Origin of the sequence: Pseudomonas sp. GCEP-101 (assembly GCF_025133575.1) — a bacterium.
Taxonomy (GTDB): Bacteria; Pseudomonadota; Gammaproteobacteria; order Pseudomonadales; family Pseudomonadaceae; genus Pseudomonas; species Pseudomonas nitroreducens_B.
The window spans coordinates 158,203-176,353 of sequence record NZ_CP104011.1 but is presented as its reverse complement, the minus strand read 5'-3'; the positions used below and the strand labels follow the sequence as shown (position 1 = coordinate 176,353).

The window sequence follows — 18,151 nt, the reverse complement described above, 5'->3', positions numbered from 1 at the left end:
GGGGACAGGCGGAGTGGGTTCACTGGTCGGGATAGTGCCTTCTGCAAGCCTGTGCCAGTGACGCCCTCTCCCTGAAGGGAGAGGGAGCTGACCGTGCCGACTGACGCAGTGGTGTCATCCTGCTCTGAACGGTCCCCTCTCCCTTCGGAGCGGGGCGCGTAGCCAGGGTTAGGGAGAGGGCGCGCCGCTCCGAACTGGTAAGGAACGGCCCACCCTCAGCTGGCCGCTGCGGCGTCTGTTGCCGGCGCTTCCTGCGCCTTGGGCGCGGCGGACAGCATGGCCATCACCAGGGCGGCGAGGTAGGGCAGCGACTGCACCAGCAGCATGGCGACCCAGAACATCATGTCGCGGCTCGGCACGCCCTGCACCAGGACGATGCCCAGCGCCGCACCCCACAGCAGGAGCATGATGAACACCTCTTCGCGCGCTTCCGCCAGTGCCACCAGCAGGCCGTGGTTGGAGGCCATCTTCGGCGTGCGGAAGAACGGGATGGTCTTGGTGAACGCCCCGTACAGCACCGCCTTGGCGATGGTGTGCGACAGCGCAAGGCCCGCCACCGCCGCCTGGAAGGAGCGCACCAGGTTCACGCCCACCGCACGGCGGTAGAGGAACAGGATCTTGCCGAACTTGAAGAAGAACAGCGCCAGCGGCGGGATGGCGAAGATCAGCAGCGGCGGGTCGACCCGCTTGGGCACGATGATCATCGCCGAGGACCACAGCAGCGCGCCGAGGGTGAAGAAGATGTTCATGCCATCGGCGATCCACGGCAGCCACCCGGCGATGAAGTGGTAGCGCTGGCCGAGGGTGAGCTTGCTGTCCTTGCCCTGGAACAGCGCGCGAGCGTGGCCCTTCATGATCTGGATGGCGCCATAGGCCCAGCGGAAGCGCTGCTTCTTGTAGTCGATGAAGGTGTCGGGCATCACGCCCTTGCCGAAGCTCTGGTGCGAATAGGCCGCCGAATAGCCTTTCTCGAACACCCGCAGGCCCAGCTCGGCGTCCTCGCAGATGGTCCAGTCGGCCCACTTGAGCTCGTCCATCACGGTACGGCGGATCATGGTCATGGTGCCGTGCTGGATGATCGCGTCGCGGTCGTTGCGGGTGACCATGCCGATGTGGAAGAAGCCCTTGTACTCGGCGTAGCAGAGCTTCTTGAAGACGTTTTCCTCGCCGTCGTGGTAGTCCTGCGGGGACTGCACCACCGCGATCTTCGGGTCGCTGAAGTGCGGCACCATCTGCTTGAGCCAGTTCGGTTCGACGCAGTAGTCGGCGTCGATCACCGCGACGACTTCGACGTCCGGCGCGGTGTGCGGCAGGATGTAGTTCAGCGCGCCGCCCTTGAAGCCGGCCAGCGGCGCGACGTGGAAGAAGCGGAAGCGCGGGCCGAGCACTTCGCAGTAGTCGCGCACCGGCTCCCACACCGCCGGGTCCTTGGTGTTGTTGTCGATGATCAGCACTTCGAAGTCCGGATAGTCGAGCCGGGACAGGGCGTCCAGGGTCTTCTTCATCATCTCCGGCGGTTCGTTGTAGCAGGGCACGTGCACCGAGACCTTGGGCCGGTAGTCGGTATCGCTGAGCACGGGGTCGAACGGTCGGCGACGCTTGCGCACCCAGACGGTTTCGGCCAGCTCGTGGGCCTCGGTCAGGAGCACGATGAACACGCCCAGCGCGCCGATGCCCAGCAGGCCGCCGACGGTCAGGCTGAACCAGGTGCTGTACTGCTGGCTGTAGTCGTAGGCGATCCACACCAGCACCGAGCCGCCGGCGAAGGCAACCACGGTGAGGAAGGTCCGCCCGCGCTGACGCAGGGCGCTGCCGTCGATCATCAGCAGGGTCAGCGCGAGCAGCGCCATCACCACCGAGGCCACTGCCAGGGCGCGCCACTGCGGGATGTTCACCACCGGCCCGGTGAAGTTGAACTTGGGCTGGCGCTGCGCGTTGTAGACGCCCCAGTAGGCGCCTACGGAGCCTTCGTCACCGACTTTCCACGGCTGATCGAAGGCCTCGACGACGAAGTAGTTGTAGCCCTTCTTGTTCAGCGCATTGGTCAGGGTACGCAGGTAGATGGCCTGGTCCGCCTGGGTGGCGTCTGCGCCGCCGCGCATGCGGCCGTTGCTCGGCCAGCCGACTTCGGCCAGCAGCAGCGGCTTGCGCGGGAACTTGGCGCGCAGCTCCTTGGCGCGCTCGAGGACGAACGGCACGGCGTCGTTCATCGCCGTGTATTCCCAGTAGGGCAGCACGTGGGCGGCGATCAGGTCGACGTGCTTGGCCATCTCCGGGTACTTCTCGTAGATGTGCCACTGCTCGGCGGTGGTCACCGGCACCTTCACCGCCTTGCGCACGCGGTCCAGGTAGGCGGTCAGTTGCTCGACCGTGACTTCGCGGCGGAACAGCGCCTCGTTGCCGACGATCACCCGCACCACGCTGCGCGAGTTGTTTGCGATTTCGATGCCGCGCTCGATCTCCGCCTCGTTCTCGGCTTCGTCCGGGCCGATCCAGATGCCCAGGCTGACGCGCATGCCCAACTCTTCGGCCAGGCGGGGGATGTCCGCCAGCGAACCCTTCACCGAGTAGGTGCGGATGTTGTCGGTATTCCGGGAGACCAGTTCCAGGTCCGAGCGGATTTCGTCGTCGCTGGGGAACTGGTCCCGCTGCGGATTCTGGTTCAGGCGGAAGGGCGAGAACGAGAATCCGGAAATGCTTTCCGGCCAGTCGGGAACACTGACGGGGCGGTTATACAGGGCCCAGAAGCCGGTGAAGAGCGCCGCGAGGGCGACGAACACCACCAGGTTGAGGCCAAACTTGCGTGCAGGCATGGTGCGATCGGGTTCCAAAGGGTGGAACGGGGAGGGGCCGGGACAATCGCTGTACGGGACTGCCCGGTCGGGGCGCATCCTACCCCGCACTCCGGGGGCTGTACAGGTTACCGGCACCGTCCGCCGCGCAGGCGTCCGTGGGTATTTTCCGACAGTTTAGAATGGGTTGTAGGCGCGTGACTGAGACTGCGGCAAACCGGCTTTGTTGCAGGCGTGCCAAGGCGCGTCGATACAGGCGCCGGGTCGTTATAGAATGCCGGCCGTTTCGACAAGAGGTGTGGGCGATGCAACGGGATGAACAGCGTTTCGGCGGAATCGCGCGGCTTTACGGTCGCGAAGGCCTGGAGCGGCTGGCGGCCAGCCATGTGGCGGTGGTCGGGATCGGCGGCGTGGGGTCCTGGGCGGCCGAGGCCCTAGCGCGCAGCGGTGTGGGCGAGATTTCGCTGTTCGACCTCGACGACGTCTGCGTCACCAACACCAACCGTCAGGTCCATGCCATCCAGGGCGCCGTGGGCAAACCCAAGGTCGAGGTCATGGCCGAGCGCCTGAGGGCGATCAACCCGGCTGTCGTCGTCCACGCCGTGGCCGATTTCGTCACCCGCGACACCATGGCGGACTACATCACGCCCGAGCTGGACTGTGTGATCGACTGCATCGACAGCGTTGCCGCCAAGGCCGCGCTGATCGCCTGGTGCAAGCGCCGCAAGCTGCAGATCATCACCACCGGTGGCGCAGGCGGGCAGGTGGACCCGACGCAGATCCAGGTCGCCGACCTGAACAAGACCTTCAACGACCCGCTGGCCGCCAAGGTCCGCTCGACGCTGCGTCGCGACTACAACTTCTCCCGCACGCCGGGCCGGCACTACAGCGTGCCGTGCGTGTTTTCCACCGAGCAGCTGCGCTACCCCAAGCCGGACGGCACCGTGTGCCAGTCCAAGAGCTTCGTCGGCGAGGGGGTGAAACTGGACTGCGCCGGGGGCTTTGGCGCGGTGATGATGGTCACCGCGACCTTCGGCATGGTGGCGGCGGCGCGGGCGGTGGACAAGATCGTTGACGGCGCGCGGCGGCCTTCGGAGCGCTCCATCGGCTGACCGATTTTGTAGGAGCGGATTTATCCGCGATGGCCTCCGGCGCGATGCGGACCTATCGCGGACGGAGTCCGCTCCTACGTACAGACATTCGTATCAGCCGCCGATCAGTTTCTGCATCTGTTTCAGCACAGCGTTCAGGCCATTGCTGCGCGACGGCGATAGCTGCCTGCCCAGGCCCAACTGCTCGAACCAGCCCGGCAGGTCGATGGCGGACAGCTCGTCCGCCGGCAGGCCGTCCACCCGCACCAGCAGCAGGGCCAGCAAACCGCGCAGCAAGCGCGCATCGCTATAGGCGCGGAAGTGCCAGCGTCCATCCCGCCGATCCGCCACCAGCCAGACATTGCTCTCGCAGCCCTGCACGCGCTGGTCGTCGCCGCGTTCGGCTTCGCTCAGTGGTTCCAGGCGTTCGCCCCATTGCATCAGCAGGCGGGCGCGTTGCTCCCAGCCTTGCAAGGCGGTGAACGCCTGCAAGGCTTCCCTGGCAGCGGCGGGCAGGCTCACCGCAGCAGCTCCAGGGCGTTGTCCAGCGCGGCGAAGAAGCGCTCCAGGTCGGCACTGTCGTTGTACAGGCCGAGGGAGACGCGCAGGGCGCCGGCGACGTCCAGGGTCTTCATCAGCGGCATGGCGCAGTGGTGCCCGGCGCGCACGGCGATGCCCTGCTCGGTGAGCAGATGGCCCAGGTCGGCAACGTGCACACCCTCGACCACGAAGCTGGCCAGCGCGACGTCCGGCTCGCCCAGCACGCGCACGCCATCACGGGCGCGCAGGCCGGCCAGCAGGCGGGCATGGAGGAAGTCCTCGTGCCCGCCGACCTCGGCGCTGTCCCGGGCGGCCAGCCATTGCAGCGTGGCGCCCAGGGCGATCACCGGACCGATGGGCGGGGTGCCGGCCTCGAAGCCCATGGGCGCGCTGTGGAACTGGGCGTCGAAGTAGTCCGCCACGCGGACCATTTCGCCGCCGAACTGCCAGTGCGCCAGGCGCTCCAGCGCTTCCGCGCGGCCCCAGAGCAGGCCGAGGCCCTCCGGGCCGTAGAGCTTGTGGCTGGAGCAGACGTAGAAATCACATCCCAGCGCCGACAGGTTGTGTCGGCCATGGACCACGCCCTGCGCACCATCCACCACACTCAGCGCGCCGTGCTGGCGGGCCATCCCCAGCAGCTCCGGCAGCGGCTGCCAGGTGCCGAGCACGTTGGACAGCTGGCTGACCGCGAGCAGGCGGGTGCGCGGGCCAATGAGGGGGGCGGCGCGGTTCAGGTCGATACGCCCGCTGGCGTCCAGTGGCAGCACGACGAGCTTCAGGCCACGGCGCTTGGCCAGTTGCTGCCAGGGCAGCAGGTTGGCGTGGTGCTCCAGGGCGCTGACGACGATCTCGTCGCCCGGCTGGAACCGGCCTTCCAGAGCGTAGGCCAGCAGGTTCAGCGCTTCGGTGGCGCCGCGGGTGAAGACGATCTGCGCCGGGCTGCCGCCGTTGAGCCAATTGGCGGCCAGGCTGCGGGTCGCTTCGAAGGCGCGGGTGGCGCGCTCGCCGGGCAGGTGCTGGGCGCGATGCACGTTGGCGGCGCCGCTGGCGTAGTAGCCGGCGAGGGCGTCGATCATGGCGCGCGGTTTCTGCGCGGTGGCGGCGCTGTCGAGGTAGGTCTGGCCTTCGGCCTCGAAGGCGGCGAGGGCCGGGAAGTCGGAGCGCCAGGGCGAGGGAATGGACATGGGCGTGCGGCCGGTTGTGAAGAATGGAAAACGGGGGCCGCAGCCCCCGCTTCTCAAAGCTTAGTGCGTACCCCGCACGAGCGGGGCGCCTAGCTTAGTTGTGCGCGTGCAGCGCCTCATTGAGCTCGATGGCGGTCTTGTTGGTCTTGCACTCGACCGCGCCGGTCTGCGAGTTGCGGCGGAACAGCAGGTCGGCCTGGCCGGCCAGGTCGCGGCCCTTGACGACTTTCACCAGGTTGTTCTGGTCGTCCAGCACGGCGATCTTGGTGCCGGCGGTGACGTACAGGCCGGCTTCGACGATGTTGCGGTCGCCCAGCGGGATGCCGATGCCGGCGTTGGCGCCGATCAGGCAGCCTTCGCCGACGCTGATGACGATGTTGCCGCCGCCGGACAGGGTGCCCATGGTGGAGCAGCCGCCGCCCAGGTCGGAGCCTTTGCCGACGAACACGCCCGCGGAGACGCGGCCTTCGATCATGCCCGGGCCCTGGGTGCCGGCGTTGAAGTTGACGAAGCCTTCGTGCATCACGGTGGTGCCTTCACCGATGTACGCGCCCAGGCGTACGCGGGCGGTGTCGGCGATGCGCACGCCGGCCGGGACCACGTAGTCGGTCATCTTGGGGAATTTGTCGACCGAGAAGACTTCCAGCAGCTTGCCCTTCAGGCGCGCTTCCAGTTGCAGTTCGGCCAGCTCGGCCAGGTCGACGGCGCCCTGGTTGGTCCAGGCCACGTTCGGCAGCAGCGGGAAGATGCCGGTCAGGTTCAGGCCGTGCGGCTTGACCAGGCGGTGGGACAGCAGGTGCAGCTTCAGGTACGCCTCCGGGGTGGAGCTGGGGGCGGCGTCCTCGGCCAGCAGGGTGGCGACCAGCGGCTTCTGGCTCTCGGCCAGGCGGTTGAGCAGGGCGGCCTGGGCGGCATCGACGGTCTCGACGGCGTCGGCCAGCTGGTAAGCCTGGTGGGCGGTGAAGGCGATCGCCTGGTTGCCGCCTTCATAGGCCAGCAGCGGAGCGATGGCAGCGACCAGTTCGGCGCTGGGGTTCAGCAGCGGCTGCGCGTAGAAGACTTCCAGCCAGTTGCCCTGGCGGTTCTGGGTGCCGACACCGAAAGCGATGCTGAACAGGGATTTCGACATGTGGGGGATTCCTTGAAAGAGATTCTCGAAGAACGGATTCGGTCAGGCCGGACGGCGGCTGAGCAGCAGGCCCAGCCCGGCGCTGCCCAGCAGCGCGGCACAACCACGGTTGAACAGGCGCCGGGCGCGTGCGCCGGCGAGCAGCTTGCCGAGGCGGACCCCGGCGAGCCCGTAAAGGGCGATGGCCAGCCATTCCAGCAGCAGGAAGGCTGCGCCGAGTTGGGCGAACTGGGCGCCCACGGCCTGACGCGGATCGACGAACTGCGGCAGGAACGCGGTGAAGATCAGGATGGCCTTCGGATTGCCGGCGGCCACCCAGAACTCCTGGCGGGCCAGGCGCCACAGGCTGGTGGCGGCAACCGCAGTGCCGTTCACCGACAGGTTCGCCGTCGGTGCGCGCCACAGCTGCACGGCGAGCCACAGCAGGTAGCCGGCGCCCACCAGCTTGATCGCCAGGAACAGCCAGGCCGAGGCCTGCAGCACCAGCGCCAAGCCCGAAGCGGCCAGGGCCAGCATGCCCGCGAAGGCCAGCAGCCGACCGCCACCGGCGAGGCTGGCGCGCAGCAGGCCGAAGCGCGCGGCGTTGTTCAGCGACAGCAGGTTGTTCGGTCCCGGCGCCATGTTCAGGGCGAAGCAGGCGGGGAGGAACAGGGGCCAGGCGATGCTCATGGCGTCCGCTCTCAGGCCAGCGCCGCGGCGTAGGCGTCGGGCTTGAAGCCGACCAGGGTGCGGTCACCCAGGTCGAGTACCGGGCGCTTGATCATCGACGGCTGCGCCACCATCAGTTCGATGGCCTTGTCCTGGTCGAGATCGGCTTTCTGCGCGTCATCCAGCTTGCGGAAGGTGGTGCCGGCGCGGTTCAGGACGGTTTCCCAGCCGTGCTCGGCGCACCATTGGCGCAGGTGTTCGCGGTCGATGCCGCTACTCTTGTAGTCGTGAAAGGCGTACTCGACGCCATGCTCGTCCAGCCACACGCGGGCTTTCTTCATGGTGTCGCAGGCCTTGATGCCATACAGCGTCCGCTCACTCACGGGGCGCTACTCCTTTTCGATGCTTTTTTCAGGCGCGGGATTATGCCATTTCCGCGGCCGTTGCGGGACGCCGCCGGGAGGTTGGTGGTTTGCAACAGTTTTTTGCCCGATGCGAGGCTGATCCGCCGGCCATCGGGTGCTTCAATGGAGAGCTGTGCTGGGAGTTCGTCGATGCAAACCGTCTATACCGTCCTCATCCTGCTGCTGGTCGTGGGGGGAACCCGACTCGCCGCGCAGCTCATTGCGCTGCCGTTGCCGCTGATCCAGATCGCCGCCGGCGCCGCGCTGGCCTGGCCCAGCCTGGGGCTGCACGTGGCGCTGGACCCGGAACTGTTCATGTTCCTGTTCATCCCGCCGCTGCTGTTCGCCGATGGCTGGCGCATGCCCAAGGGTGAGTTCTGGAAGATGCGCTGGCCGATCCTCACCCTGGCCTTTGCCCTGGTGCTGTTCACCGTGGTGGGCGGCGGCGTGTTCATCCACCTGCTGATTCCGGAGATTCCCTGGGCCGCCGCCTTTGCCCTGGCGGCTGTGCTGTCGCCCACCGATGCCCTGGCGGTGTCGGCCATCGCCCAGAACCGTTTGCCCAAGCGCCTGATGCATGTGCTGCAGGGCGAGGCGCTGATGAACGATGCCTCGGGTCTGGTGGCGTTCAAATTCGCCATCGCCGCGGCCATGACCGGCACCTTCTCGTTGATGGATGCCAGCCTGAATTTCCTGCTGGTGGCCGTCGGCGGCCTGGCCAGCGGCGTGTTCCTCAGCTGGCTGCTGGGGCGCATCCGCGCCTGGATGATCCGTCGCGGTTGGGACGACCCGGCCACCCATGTGGTGCTGATGCTGCTGCTGCCCTTCGCCTGCTACATGATCGCGGAGGAGCTGGGCGTGTCGGGCATCCTCGCGGCGGTGGCGGCCGGCATGATGCAGAGCTGGGTCGACCTGCTGCCGCGGCAGACCAACACCCGTCTGCTCAACCGCAGCGTCTGGTCGATGCTGGAGTTCGCCTTCAACGGTGTGGTCTTTCTGCTGCTGGGGCTGCAACTGCCGGACATCCTCAAATCGGTCGCCCATCACGCCGACGATGTGATGTGGCGCTCCTCGCTGCTGCTGTTCTACGTGCTGGCAGTGTTCGCCGTGCTGCTCCTGCTGCGCTTTGGCTGGGTCTGGTGCTACTGGAAGGTGTCCGTGCGCTTCGAGCAGTGGTGGGGCATCGAGCTGGGCGGCCGGGCGGGCGAGCCGGTGCTGCGGTTGTCGGCGATCTCCGCGTTGAGCGGGGTGCGCGGGGCGGTGACCCTGGCCGGCGTGCTCTCGGTGCCCCTGCTGCTACACGATGGCTCGGCCTTTCCGCAGCGCGACCTGATCATCTTCATCGCCGCCGGGGTGATCCTGGTGTCGTTGATTGCCGCGACCATTGGCTTGCCGATTCTCCTGCGTGGGTTGCCGGCGGCCAGCAACGACCAGCGCGAGCTGGAGGCGCTGGCCGTCTGGCGCAAGACCGCAGCGGCGGCCATTCGCATGCTGGAGGGCGAGGAGATGCCTGCCAGCGCAGGCGGCGACGCCGACGAAACGGCGCGATTGGCGGAGATGAAGGCGAAGCTGATGGCCGAGTACCGCCATGAGCTGGACCCGGCACCGGACAGCAAGGAAGCCCGCGAGCGCGCCCGTGCCCTGGAGCTGGCCGACCAGGCGCTGAGGATCAAGGCGCTGCGCGCGCAGCGGCTGGAGCTGTACCGGATGCGCCGCGAACACGAGATCGACGACGAGACGATGCGCGAGGTGCTGGGCGAGCTGGACAACCAGGAGGCCTGGGTGACCAGCAAGGCGGGGCGATGGGTGTAGCGTGTTTTGTAGGAGCGACCTTGCTCGCGAACCGAGTCATCCGGCAACGCCGGATCCAGGGGTGTTCGCGAGCAAGCTCGCTCCTACAGATAGGCAACCTACGGCTGTGACCCTTTACAGGCCCTGCACGTAGCGCTTGATGCGTTCGGCGGCTTCCACGCATTCGGCCAGCGGGGCCACCAGTGCCATGCGTACGCGGTTGGCGCCGGGGTTCTCGCCGTTCACCTCGCGGGACAGGTAGGAGCCCGGCACCACGGTAACGTGCTGCGCGTCGAACAGGCCGCGGCAGAACTTGGTGTCGGCGATCGGGGTTTTCGCCCAGAGATAGAAGCTGCCGTCCGGGCGCTGCACGTCGAGCACGCCGCCGAGGATGTCCAGCACCGCGTCGAACTTCTCGCGGTACAGGTCGCGGTTGGCGCGCACGTGGTCCTCGTCCTTCCAGGCCTCGACGCTGGCCAGTTGGGTCTGAACCGGCATGGCGCAGCCATGGTAGGTGCGGTACAGCAGGAATTTCTTCAGCACCTCGGCGTCGCCGGCGACGAAGCCCGAACGCAGGCCCGGCAGGTTGGAGCGCTTGGAGAGGCTGTGGAACACCACGCAGCGCGCAAAGTCCGCGCGGCCCAGCTCGGCGCAGGCGGTCAGCAGGCCGGCCGGCGGGTTCTGCTCGTCGAAGTACAGCTCGCTGTAGCACTCGTCAGCGGCGATGACGAAGTCGTGTTCGTCGGCCAGGGCGATCAGCTTCTTCAGCTCGGCGAGCGGAACGAGCGCGCCGGTGGGGTTGCCCGGCGAGCACAGGAAGAGGATCTGGCAGCGCGCCCAGACCTCTGCCGGCACGGCGTCGAAGTCCGGGTTGAAGCCGTTGCTTTCCAGGCAGGGCAGGTAGTGCGGCTCGGCGCCGGCCAGCAGGGCTGCGCCTTCGTAGATCTGGTAGAACGGGTTCGGGCTGATCACCAGGCCCTTGGCGTTGCGGTCCACCACGGTCTGGGTGAAGGCGAACAGCGCTTCACGGGTGCCGTTCACCGGCAGCACGTGGCGCGCGGCGTCCAGCCAGCCGGCCGGCACCTTGAAGCGGCGCTCGCACCAGGCCGCGATGGCTTCGCGCAGGGCCGGGATGCCCAGGGTCGTGGGGTAAACGGCCAATTGATCGAGACTGTCGGCCAGGGCCTTGGCGACGAAGTCCGGCGAGCGGTGCTTGGGTTCGCCGATGGACAGCGCGATGGGCTTCAGCTCGGCCGGCGGCTGGGCACCGGCCAGCAGGGCGCGGAGCTTCTCGAAAGGGTAGGGCTGGAGCGAGTCGAGGGCAGGATTCATGGCAGGGCTCTTTCGTTCTCAATGCTTCGTTCTAAATGCTGACTAGATACTGATGCGGACCGGCATGCTCGGCTGGCCACCATCGGAGAGGATGTCCACCAGGGCGGTCTGGATGCGTTTGCACAGTTCCGGGTCCGATAGCGGCTGGTTCTGCGCGTCGGTGACGAAGAACACGTCCTCCACGCGTTCGCCCAGGGTGGCGATCTTGGCGTTCTGCACCGACAGGTCGAAATCGAGGAACAGCCCACCGATGCGCGCCAGCAGGCCGGGGCGGTCCGGGGCGATCACTTCCAGCACGCTGACCTGGCGGGCCGCGTCGGTGGAGACGGTCACCAGCGGGGCGAAGGCGAAGTGCTTGAGCTGGCGCGGCACGCGGCGCTGGATGATGGTCGGATACTCGTCCGGGTCTTTCAGGGCGTTGGCCAGACCTTCGCGAATTTCCGCGACTCGCTCGGGATTGTTGCCGATCGAGCCGCCATCGGCGTCGAGCACGATATAGGTGTCGAGGGTGAAGCGGCTGGTGGAGGTGATGATTCGCGCGTCCTGAATGTTCAGGTTGAGCTGGTCCATCGCCGCCACGGTCACGGCGAAGAAGTCGTGCTGGTCGCCGGCATAGATGAAGATCTGCGTGCCGCCCTCGAACTCGCGCTGGGCGGTTTCCTTGATCAGCACCAGGGGCGTGCCGTCGTCGGGGTGCTGCAGGATGGCTTCGGTGTGCCAGGCGACGTCCGCCGCGCTGTGGCGCAGGAAGTAGTCGTCGCCCAACTGACTCCAGAGCTGCTCGGCGTCGTCCTGGTCGATGCCGCCGCGCACGAGGATGTCGATGGCCGCGCTCTGCGTCTGGCGGATCTGCTCCTCGCGGTCCACCGGGTTTTCCAGGCCACGGCGCAGCGCGCGCTTGGTCTCGGTGTAGAGCTGGCGCAGGAGACTGGCGCGCCAGGAGTTCCACAGCGTCGGGTTGGTGGCGTTGATGTCGGCCACGGTGAGCACGTAGAGGTAGTCCAGGTAGGTCTGGTTGCCCATCAACTGGGCGAAGTCGTAGATCACCTGCGGGTCGGACAGGTCCTTGCGCTGGGCCGTGGTGGACATGATCAGGTGGTTCTGCACCAGCCAGGACACCAGGTTGGTGTCCCACGGCGGCAACTGGTGGCGCTGGCAGAAGTGCTCGGCATCCACCGCGCCCAGTTCCGAGTGATCCCCGCCGCGACCCTTGGCGATGTCGTGGTAGAGGCCGGCGATGTAGATCAGCTCGGGCTTGGGCAGGCGCTCCATAATCTTGCTGGCCAGCGGGTACTTTTCCGCCATGTCCGGGCGGCGCAGCTTGCGCAGGTGCTTGATGAGGTTGAGGGTGTGGGCGTCGACCGTATAGATGTGGAACAGGTCGTGCTGCATCTGCCCGACGATCAGGCCGAATTCCGGCAGGTAGCGGCCGAGGATGCCGTAACGGTTCATCCGCCGCAGGTTGCGGTGGATGCCCTCCTGGCACTTGAACAGCTCGATGAACAGGCTGGTGTTGCGGATGTCGTGGCGGAAGTCGTCGTCGATCAGGTGCCTGCTGTCGCGCAGCAGGCGAATCGTGTCCGCGCGCACGCCCTTGATCTCCGGGTGCTGGGCCAGCAGCACGAAGATTTCCAGCAGGGCGAACGGGGTGCGTTTGAAGACGTTGGCGTGGGTGACTTCCAGGTAGCCGTCGCGCAGCTGGAAGCGGCTGTTGAGCGGCTGGATCTGGCCGTTCTCGCCGGCGCGCAGGATCACTTCCTCGAAGTGCTGCATGATCAGGTCGTTCAACTCGGAAACGGCCATCACCACGCGGTAGTACTTCTGCATGAACCGCTCGACGGCCAGCTTGGCGTCGTTGCCTTCATAGCCGAGCAGGCCGGCGATGCGCCGCTGATGATCGAACAGCAGGCGGTCTTCGGCGCGGCCGGCGAGCATATGCAGGGCGTAGCGGACCTTCCAGAGGAATTCCTGGCTGGAGGCCAGCACCGAGCATTCGCTCTCCACCAGGAAACCTTCGCGCACCAGGGCGTGCAGGTTGAGGCTGCCGAAATGACGGCGGGCGACCCAGAGCAGCGTCTGGATGTCGCGCAGGCCGCCCGGCGAGCCTTTTACGTTGGGCTCGAGGTTGTACTCGGTGTCGTTGTATTTGGTGTGGCGGTGGATCTGTTCCTTGCGCTTGGCCAGGTAGAACTGCCCGCTGGGCCACATCTGCCGCGCGCTGGTGGCGTCGAGCATGCGCTGGCGCAAGCTGTCCGGGCCGGAGATGGTCCGGCACTCCATCAGGTTGGTGACCACGGTGAGGTCGGCGCGCGCTTCGTCGGCGCACTCGGCGACCGAGCGCACGCTCTGGCCGACTTCCAGGCCGATATCCCAGAGCAGGGTGAGGAAGCCCTCGATGGGCTCGCGGAAACTCTCCTGGTCCTCGCTGTCGAGCAGGATCAGCAGGTCGATGTCCGAGTGCGGGTGCAATTCGCCGCGGCCATAGCCGCCCACGGCGACCAGCGCGATGTCAGCGTCGTCGCCCCAGTCGAAGCGGTTCCAGGCCTGCTGCAGGATCTGGTCGACGAACCAGGCGCGGTCCTCGATCAGCCGGCGGATGTCGCGGCCGCCATTGAAGCGGGCGTCGAGCACCTCATTGGCCTGTCGAATGGCCTTCTTGAAGGCGGCGATGGGGCTGGATTTGAGGGCCAGTTCCGCCTGGAACTGCCCACGGTCGAACAACTCGGGATCCACCTGCGGCATGGCGGCCTTCCTGATTCAGGGATAGAGGGAGGGCAGGGGCAAGAGGGCGACCGGGCCGTGCGCTTGGCGCAAGGCCCGGTGGCTGTGCCGGGCCGGGATTTCTATGTTCTACCCAGCCGTCGGCAAGAATGCAAACCGCGCGGCTTACGCCGGGGTGCGCGGGAAGCTTTCGTCGTTGCGCAGGGTCAGGATCTCATAGCCGTCGGCGGTGACCAGCACGGTGTGCTCCCACTGCGCGGACAGCTTGCGGTCCTTGGTGATGGCGGTCCAGCCGTCGCCCAGCAGGCGGGTTTCCGGGCGGCCCTGGTTGATCATCGGCTCGATGGTGAAGATCATGCCTTCCTTGAGTTCCAGGCCGGTGCCGGCGCGACCGTAGTGCAGCACCTGGGGCTCCTCGTGGAACACCTTGCCGATGCCGTGGCCGCAGTACTCGCGCACCACCGAGAAGCCGTTCTTCTCGGCGTACTTCTGGATCACCTCGCCGATGTCGCCCAGGCGCGCGCCCGGCTTGACCACGGCGATGCCCTTGTACATGCATTCCTGGGTGATCTGGCAGAGGCGGTCAGCCCATTCCGGGGTCTTGCCGACCAGGAACATCTTGCTGGTGTCGCCGTGGTAGCCGTCCTTGATCACGGTGATATCGATGTTGACGATATCGCCTTCCTTGAGCGGCTTCTCGTTGGGAATGCCGTGGCACACCACGTGGTTGATCGAGGTGCAGATGGACTTGGGGAAGCCCTTGTAGTTCAGCGGAGCCGGAATGGCTTTCTGCACGTTGACGATATAGTCGTGGCAGATGCGGTCCAGTTCGTCGGTGGTAACGCCGGGCTTGACGTGTTCGCCGATCATTTCCAGCACTTCGGCGGCCAGACGGCCGGCGACGCGCATTTTCTCGATGTCTTCGGGCGTCTTGATGGTGACGGTCATGCGACTTCTCTTCAGGCGCTGCGTACGCGCGGGTAAATGAGAGGAATACGCAAGTCTATCAGACTTGCGGCCCTCCTATTAAGGGTAGGGCAGGGCGGACGAGCGGCACGGGTGAGGCGGCGGATTCGATGCCGGACGTCCTTTCGGGTTTTGTTATGGCCGGGGTTGTGGTATAAAGCGCCCCGCTCTGGAGGCTACGGCCATTTCAGGGCATTAACCCACACATGCATCGACACGATGGCCTGGGTGCCTTTCGACACAGTCGGAGGGTTGGCCGTTGGGATGCATGGAGGCCTAACCCGACTTATCGAGGAACTATCATGTCCCAAGTCAACATGCGCGATATGCTGAAGGCCGGTGTGCACTTCGGCCACCAGACCCGTTACTGGAACCCGAAAATGGGCAAGTTCATTTTCGGCGCGCGCAACAAGATCCACATCATCAACCTCGAAAAAACCCTGCCGATGTTCAACGAGGCCCTGACCTTCGTTGAGCGCCTGGCCCAGGGCAAGAACAAGATCCTGTTCGTCGGCACCAAGCGTTCCGCTGGCAAGATCGTTCGCGAAGAAGCTGCCCGTTGCGGCATGCCGTACGTCGATCACCGTTGGCTGGGCGGCATGCTCACCAACTACAAGACCATCCGTCAGTCGATCAAGCGTCTGCGCGAGCTGGAAACCCAGGCCGAAGACGGCACCTTCGCCAAGCTGACCAAGAAAGAAGCTCTGATGCGCTCCCGTGATCTGGAAAAACTGGATCGCAGCCTGGGCGGCATCAAGGACATGGGCGGCCTGCCGGACGCTCTGTTCGTGATCGACGTCGACCACGAGCGCATCGCTATCACCGAAGCCAACAAGCTGGGCATCCCGGTCATCGGCATCGTCGATACCAACAGCAGCCCGGAAGGCGTTGACTATGTTATCCCGGGTAACGACGACGCCATCCGCGCCGTTCAGCTGTACCTGGGCTCCATGGCTGATGCCGTACTGCGCGGCAAGTCCGCCGGTGGCGTGAGCGCCGACGAGTTCGTCGAAGAAGCGCCGGCCGAATCCGCCGAAGGCTGATTCCAGGACGTCCAGACGTCCTACGGTGCGCGGAAAGGGGGCTAGGCCCCCTTTTTGCCACCCTGTACATTCCGCCCGGGCAGCCGGGCGATCTGGTTTTGAGAGCAACTCAAGAGGATTTCGAAATGGCAGAAATTACTGCAGCACTGGTCAAGGAACTGCGTGAGCGTACCGGCCAGGGCATGATGGAGTGCAAGAAGGCACTGGTAGCCGCCGAAGGCGATATCGAGAAAGCCATCGACGACATGCGCGCTTCCGGCGCCATCAAGGCTGCCAAGAAGGCTGGCAACATCGCCGCCGAAGGTTCCATCGCCGTTAAAGTGGCTGATGACAACAAGGCCGCTACCATCATCGAAGTCAACTCGCAGACCGACTTCCTGGCCCTGCAGGATGACTTCAAGGCCTTCGTGGCTGCCAGCCTGGACAAGGCTGTTGCCCAGAAGCTGACCGACGCCGCTCCGCTGATCGCCGAACAGGAATCGGCCCGTGAAGCCCTGGTCGCCAAGTGCGGCGAAAACGTCAACATCCGTCGTCTGGCTCGCGCCGAAGGTGACGTGGTTGGCGCTTACCTGCACGGCCACCGCATCGGCGTTCTGGTCACCCTGAAGGGCGGCAACGCTGACCTGGCTCGCGACATCGCCATGCACATCGCTGCCAGCAACCCGCAGTTCCTGGATCCGTCGCAGGTTTCCGAAGAAGCCGTTGCCAAAGAGAAGGAAATCTTCCTCGCTCTGAACGCCGACAAGATCGCGGGCAAGCCGGAAAACATCGTCGAGAACATGGTCAAAGGCCGTATCTCGAAGTTCCTGGCCGAAGCCAGCCTGGTCGAGCAAGCGTTCGTCAAGGACCCGGAAGTCAAGGTCGGCGACCTGGCCAAGAAAGCCGGTGCTGAAATCGTTTCCTTCATCCGTTACGAAGTCGGTGAAGGCATCGAGAAAGTCGAAGCTGATTTCGCTGCCGAGGTTGCTGCTCAAGTAGCCGCTTCCAAGCAGTAATAGACGGTCTCACGACTGTCGCCCCGCAAGAGGCTGCCCGCTAACGCGCGCGGCCTCTTTGCCAAACTGGGGAAACCAAAAGGGGCGGTTTCCACGGCGCGGGCCCGCACGGCGGGTTAAAGGCGCCGTAAGGCTGGCTGGTCCAAGCTTTCCGCCAAGCGCCCACAAGGCGCACAGCATTCAATCGCCGCAGGAGAAAAAGGTCATGGCTCAGCAGCTGAGCGCTCGTCAACCTCGCTATAAACGCATTCTTCTAAAACTGAGCGGCGAAGCCCTGATGGGCTCCGAGGAGTTCGGCATCGATCCCAAGGTGCTGGACCGCATGGCGCTGGAGATCGGCCAGCTCGTCGGTATCGGCGTGCAGGTCGGCCTGGTGATCGGTGGCGGCAACCTGTTCCGTGGCGCGGCGCTGTCCGCGGCCGGCATGGATCGCGTCACCGGCGACCACATGGGCATGCTCGCCACCGTGATGAACGGCCTGGCCATGCGTGACGCCCTGGAGCGTTCCAACATCACCGCCATCGTCATGTCCGCCATCTCCATGGTCGGCGTGACCGATCACTACGACCGCCGCAAGGCCATGCGCCACCTGAAGAGTGGCGAAGTGGTGATCTTCTCCGCCGGTACCGGCAACCCGTTCTTCACCACCGATTCCGCCGCCTGCCTGCGCGCCATCGAAATAGATGCTGACGTAGTACTCAAGGCGACCAAGGTGGACGGCGTGTACACTGCCGACCCGTTCAAGGACCCGAATGCCGAGAAATTCGAACGCCTGACGTACGATGAAGTGCTCGATCGCAAGCTGGGCGTGATGGACCTGACCGCCATCTGCCTGTGCCGGGACCAGAAAATGCCGCTGCGCGTGTTCAACATGAACAAGCCCGGCGCGCTGCTGAATATTGTTGTAGGTGGTGCTGAAGGCACCCTGATCGAGGAGGATTGAGATGATCAACGAGATCAAGAAGGAAGCGCAGGATCGTATGGGCAAGACCCTGGAAGCCCTGGGCCATGCCTTCGCCAAGATTCGTACCGGCCGTGCGCACCCCAGCATCCTGGATAGCGTGATGGTGTCCTACTACGGTTCCGACACGCCGCTGCGCCAGGTGGCCAACGTCACCGTGGAAGACTCCCGCACCCTGGCCCTGAGCGTCTTCGACAAGACCATGATCCAGGCGGTCGAGAAGGCCATCATGACCTCCGACCTGGGCCTGAACCCGGCGACCGCCGGCACCACCATCCGCGTTCCGATGCCGGCCCTGACCGAGGAAACCCGCAAGGGCTTCACCAAGCAGGCCCGCGCCGAGGCCGAGCAGGCTCGCGTTTCCGTGCGCAACATCCGCCGCGACGCGCTGGCTCAGCTCAAGGACCTGCAGAAAGAGAAGGAAATCAGCGAGGACGAAGAGCGTCGCGCTGGCGAGGAGATCCAGAAGATCACCGACAAGTTCGTCGCCGAGATCGAAAAGGCCCTCGAGGCCAAGGAAACGGATCTGATGGCCGTCTGACGGCCGGGCTCTC

The 18,151-nt window shown here is 65.6% G+C and carries 15 protein-coding genes; 6 read left to right on the top strand and 9 right to left on the bottom strand.

The genetic code is table 11. The annotated features are described in order from the left end of the window. Window positions 1-215 precede the first annotated feature (215 nt). Window positions 216-2,813, bottom strand: a complete 2,598-nt coding sequence (locus tag N0B71_RS00790; RefSeq protein WP_259756610.1) for a glycosyltransferase — start codon at window positions 2,811-2,813, stop codon at window positions 216-218. 284 nt (window positions 2,814-3,097) lie between these two features. Here N0B71_RS00790 and tcdA point away from each other — a divergent pair, with 284 nt between their 5' ends. Next, window positions 3,098-3,904 carry a tRNA cyclic N6-threonylcarbamoyladenosine(37) synthase TcdA gene (gene tcdA / locus N0B71_RS00785; protein ID WP_259756609.1) on the top strand — a complete coding sequence of 269 codons (807 nt, stop codon included), beginning with the start codon at window positions 3,098-3,100 and terminating at the stop codon, window positions 3,902-3,904. 93 nt (window positions 3,905-3,997) lie between these two features. Here the strand turns inward: tcdA and N0B71_RS00780 are convergent, their stop codons facing one another. The 5 genes from N0B71_RS00780 to N0B71_RS00760 form a co-directional block, all read right to left on the bottom strand. Further along, window positions 3,998-4,405, bottom strand: a complete 408-nt coding sequence (locus N0B71_RS00780) for a SufE family protein (RefSeq protein WP_259756608.1) — start codon at window positions 4,403-4,405, stop codon at window positions 3,998-4,000. Further along, window positions 4,402-5,607 carry an aminotransferase class V-fold PLP-dependent enzyme gene (locus N0B71_RS00775; RefSeq protein ID WP_259756607.1) on the bottom strand — a complete coding sequence of 402 codons (1,206 nt, stop codon included), beginning with the start codon at window positions 5,605-5,607 and terminating at the stop codon, window positions 4,402-4,404. The genes N0B71_RS00780 and N0B71_RS00775 overlap by 4 nt, the downstream gene beginning before the upstream one ends. 94 nt (window positions 5,608-5,701) lie before the next feature. Continuing rightward, complete coding sequence (dapD, locus tag N0B71_RS00770) at window positions 5,702-6,736, bottom strand: 2,3,4,5-tetrahydropyridine-2,6-dicarboxylate N-succinyltransferase (RefSeq protein ID WP_259756606.1); 1,035 nt, start codon at window positions 6,734-6,736, stop codon at window positions 5,702-5,704. A gap of 42 nt (window positions 6,737-6,778) precedes the next feature. After that, entirely contained in the window at window positions 6,779-7,405 is a 627-nt protein-coding gene (locus N0B71_RS00765; protein ID WP_259756605.1) for a LysE family translocator, read from the bottom strand. 11 nt (window positions 7,406-7,416) lie between these two features. After that, entirely contained in the window at window positions 7,417-7,725 is a 309-nt protein-coding gene (locus N0B71_RS00760) for an arsenate reductase (RefSeq protein WP_259759706.1), read from the bottom strand. Window positions 7,726-7,938: 213 nt separating this feature from the next. On the opposite strand from N0B71_RS00760, the gene N0B71_RS00755 reads away from it, so the two are divergent. Further along, window positions 7,939-9,600 (top strand): Na+/H+ antiporter, encoded by a 1,662-nt coding sequence (locus tag N0B71_RS00755; protein WP_259756604.1) that lies wholly within the window; start codon window positions 7,939-7,941, stop codon window positions 9,598-9,600. A gap of 114 nt (window positions 9,601-9,714) precedes the next feature. Here N0B71_RS00755 and dapC read toward each other — a convergent pair whose 3' ends face one another. The 3 genes from dapC to map all read right to left on the bottom strand — a co-directional run bounded on the left by dapC (window position 9,715) and on the right by map (window position 14,580). Then, a complete protein-coding gene (dapC, locus tag N0B71_RS00750; RefSeq protein WP_259756603.1) occupies window positions 9,715-10,911 on the bottom strand; it encodes a succinyldiaminopimelate transaminase in 1,197 nt (398 codons plus the stop codon). Between the two features lie 42 nt (window positions 10,912-10,953). Then, window positions 10,954-13,653: a [protein-PII] uridylyltransferase gene (locus N0B71_RS00745; RefSeq protein ID WP_259756602.1), complete on the bottom strand. Its 2,700-nt coding sequence runs from the start codon at window positions 13,651-13,653 to the stop codon at window positions 10,954-10,956. A 144-nt stretch (window positions 13,654-13,797) separates the two neighbouring features. Continuing rightward, on the bottom strand, window positions 13,798-14,580 hold the full coding sequence (gene map, locus N0B71_RS00740; protein WP_259756600.1) for a type I methionyl aminopeptidase: 783 nt from the start codon (window positions 14,578-14,580) through the stop codon (window positions 13,798-13,800). 320 nt (window positions 14,581-14,900) lie between these two features. Between map and rpsB the strand changes: the two genes are divergently transcribed. From rpsB to frr, 4 genes are all read left to right on the top strand, one after another. After that, complete coding sequence (gene rpsB, locus N0B71_RS00735) at window positions 14,901-15,641, top strand: 30S ribosomal protein S2 (RefSeq protein WP_259756598.1); 741 nt, start codon at window positions 14,901-14,903, stop codon at window positions 15,639-15,641. Between the two features lie 125 nt (window positions 15,642-15,766). Beyond that, window positions 15,767-16,636 (top strand): translation elongation factor Ts, encoded by an 870-nt coding sequence (gene tsf, locus N0B71_RS00730; RefSeq protein WP_259756596.1) that lies wholly within the window; start codon window positions 15,767-15,769, stop codon window positions 16,634-16,636. Window positions 16,637-16,841: 205 nt separating this feature from the next. Continuing rightward, window positions 16,842-17,579 (top strand): UMP kinase, encoded by a 738-nt coding sequence (gene pyrH, locus N0B71_RS00725; RefSeq protein ID WP_017521181.1) that lies wholly within the window; start codon window positions 16,842-16,844, stop codon window positions 17,577-17,579. Between the two features lies 1 nt (window position 17,580). Then, a complete protein-coding gene (gene frr / locus N0B71_RS00720) occupies window positions 17,581-18,138 on the top strand; it encodes a ribosome recycling factor (RefSeq protein WP_259756593.1) in 558 nt (185 codons plus the stop codon). Window positions 18,139-18,151 lie beyond the last annotated feature (13 nt).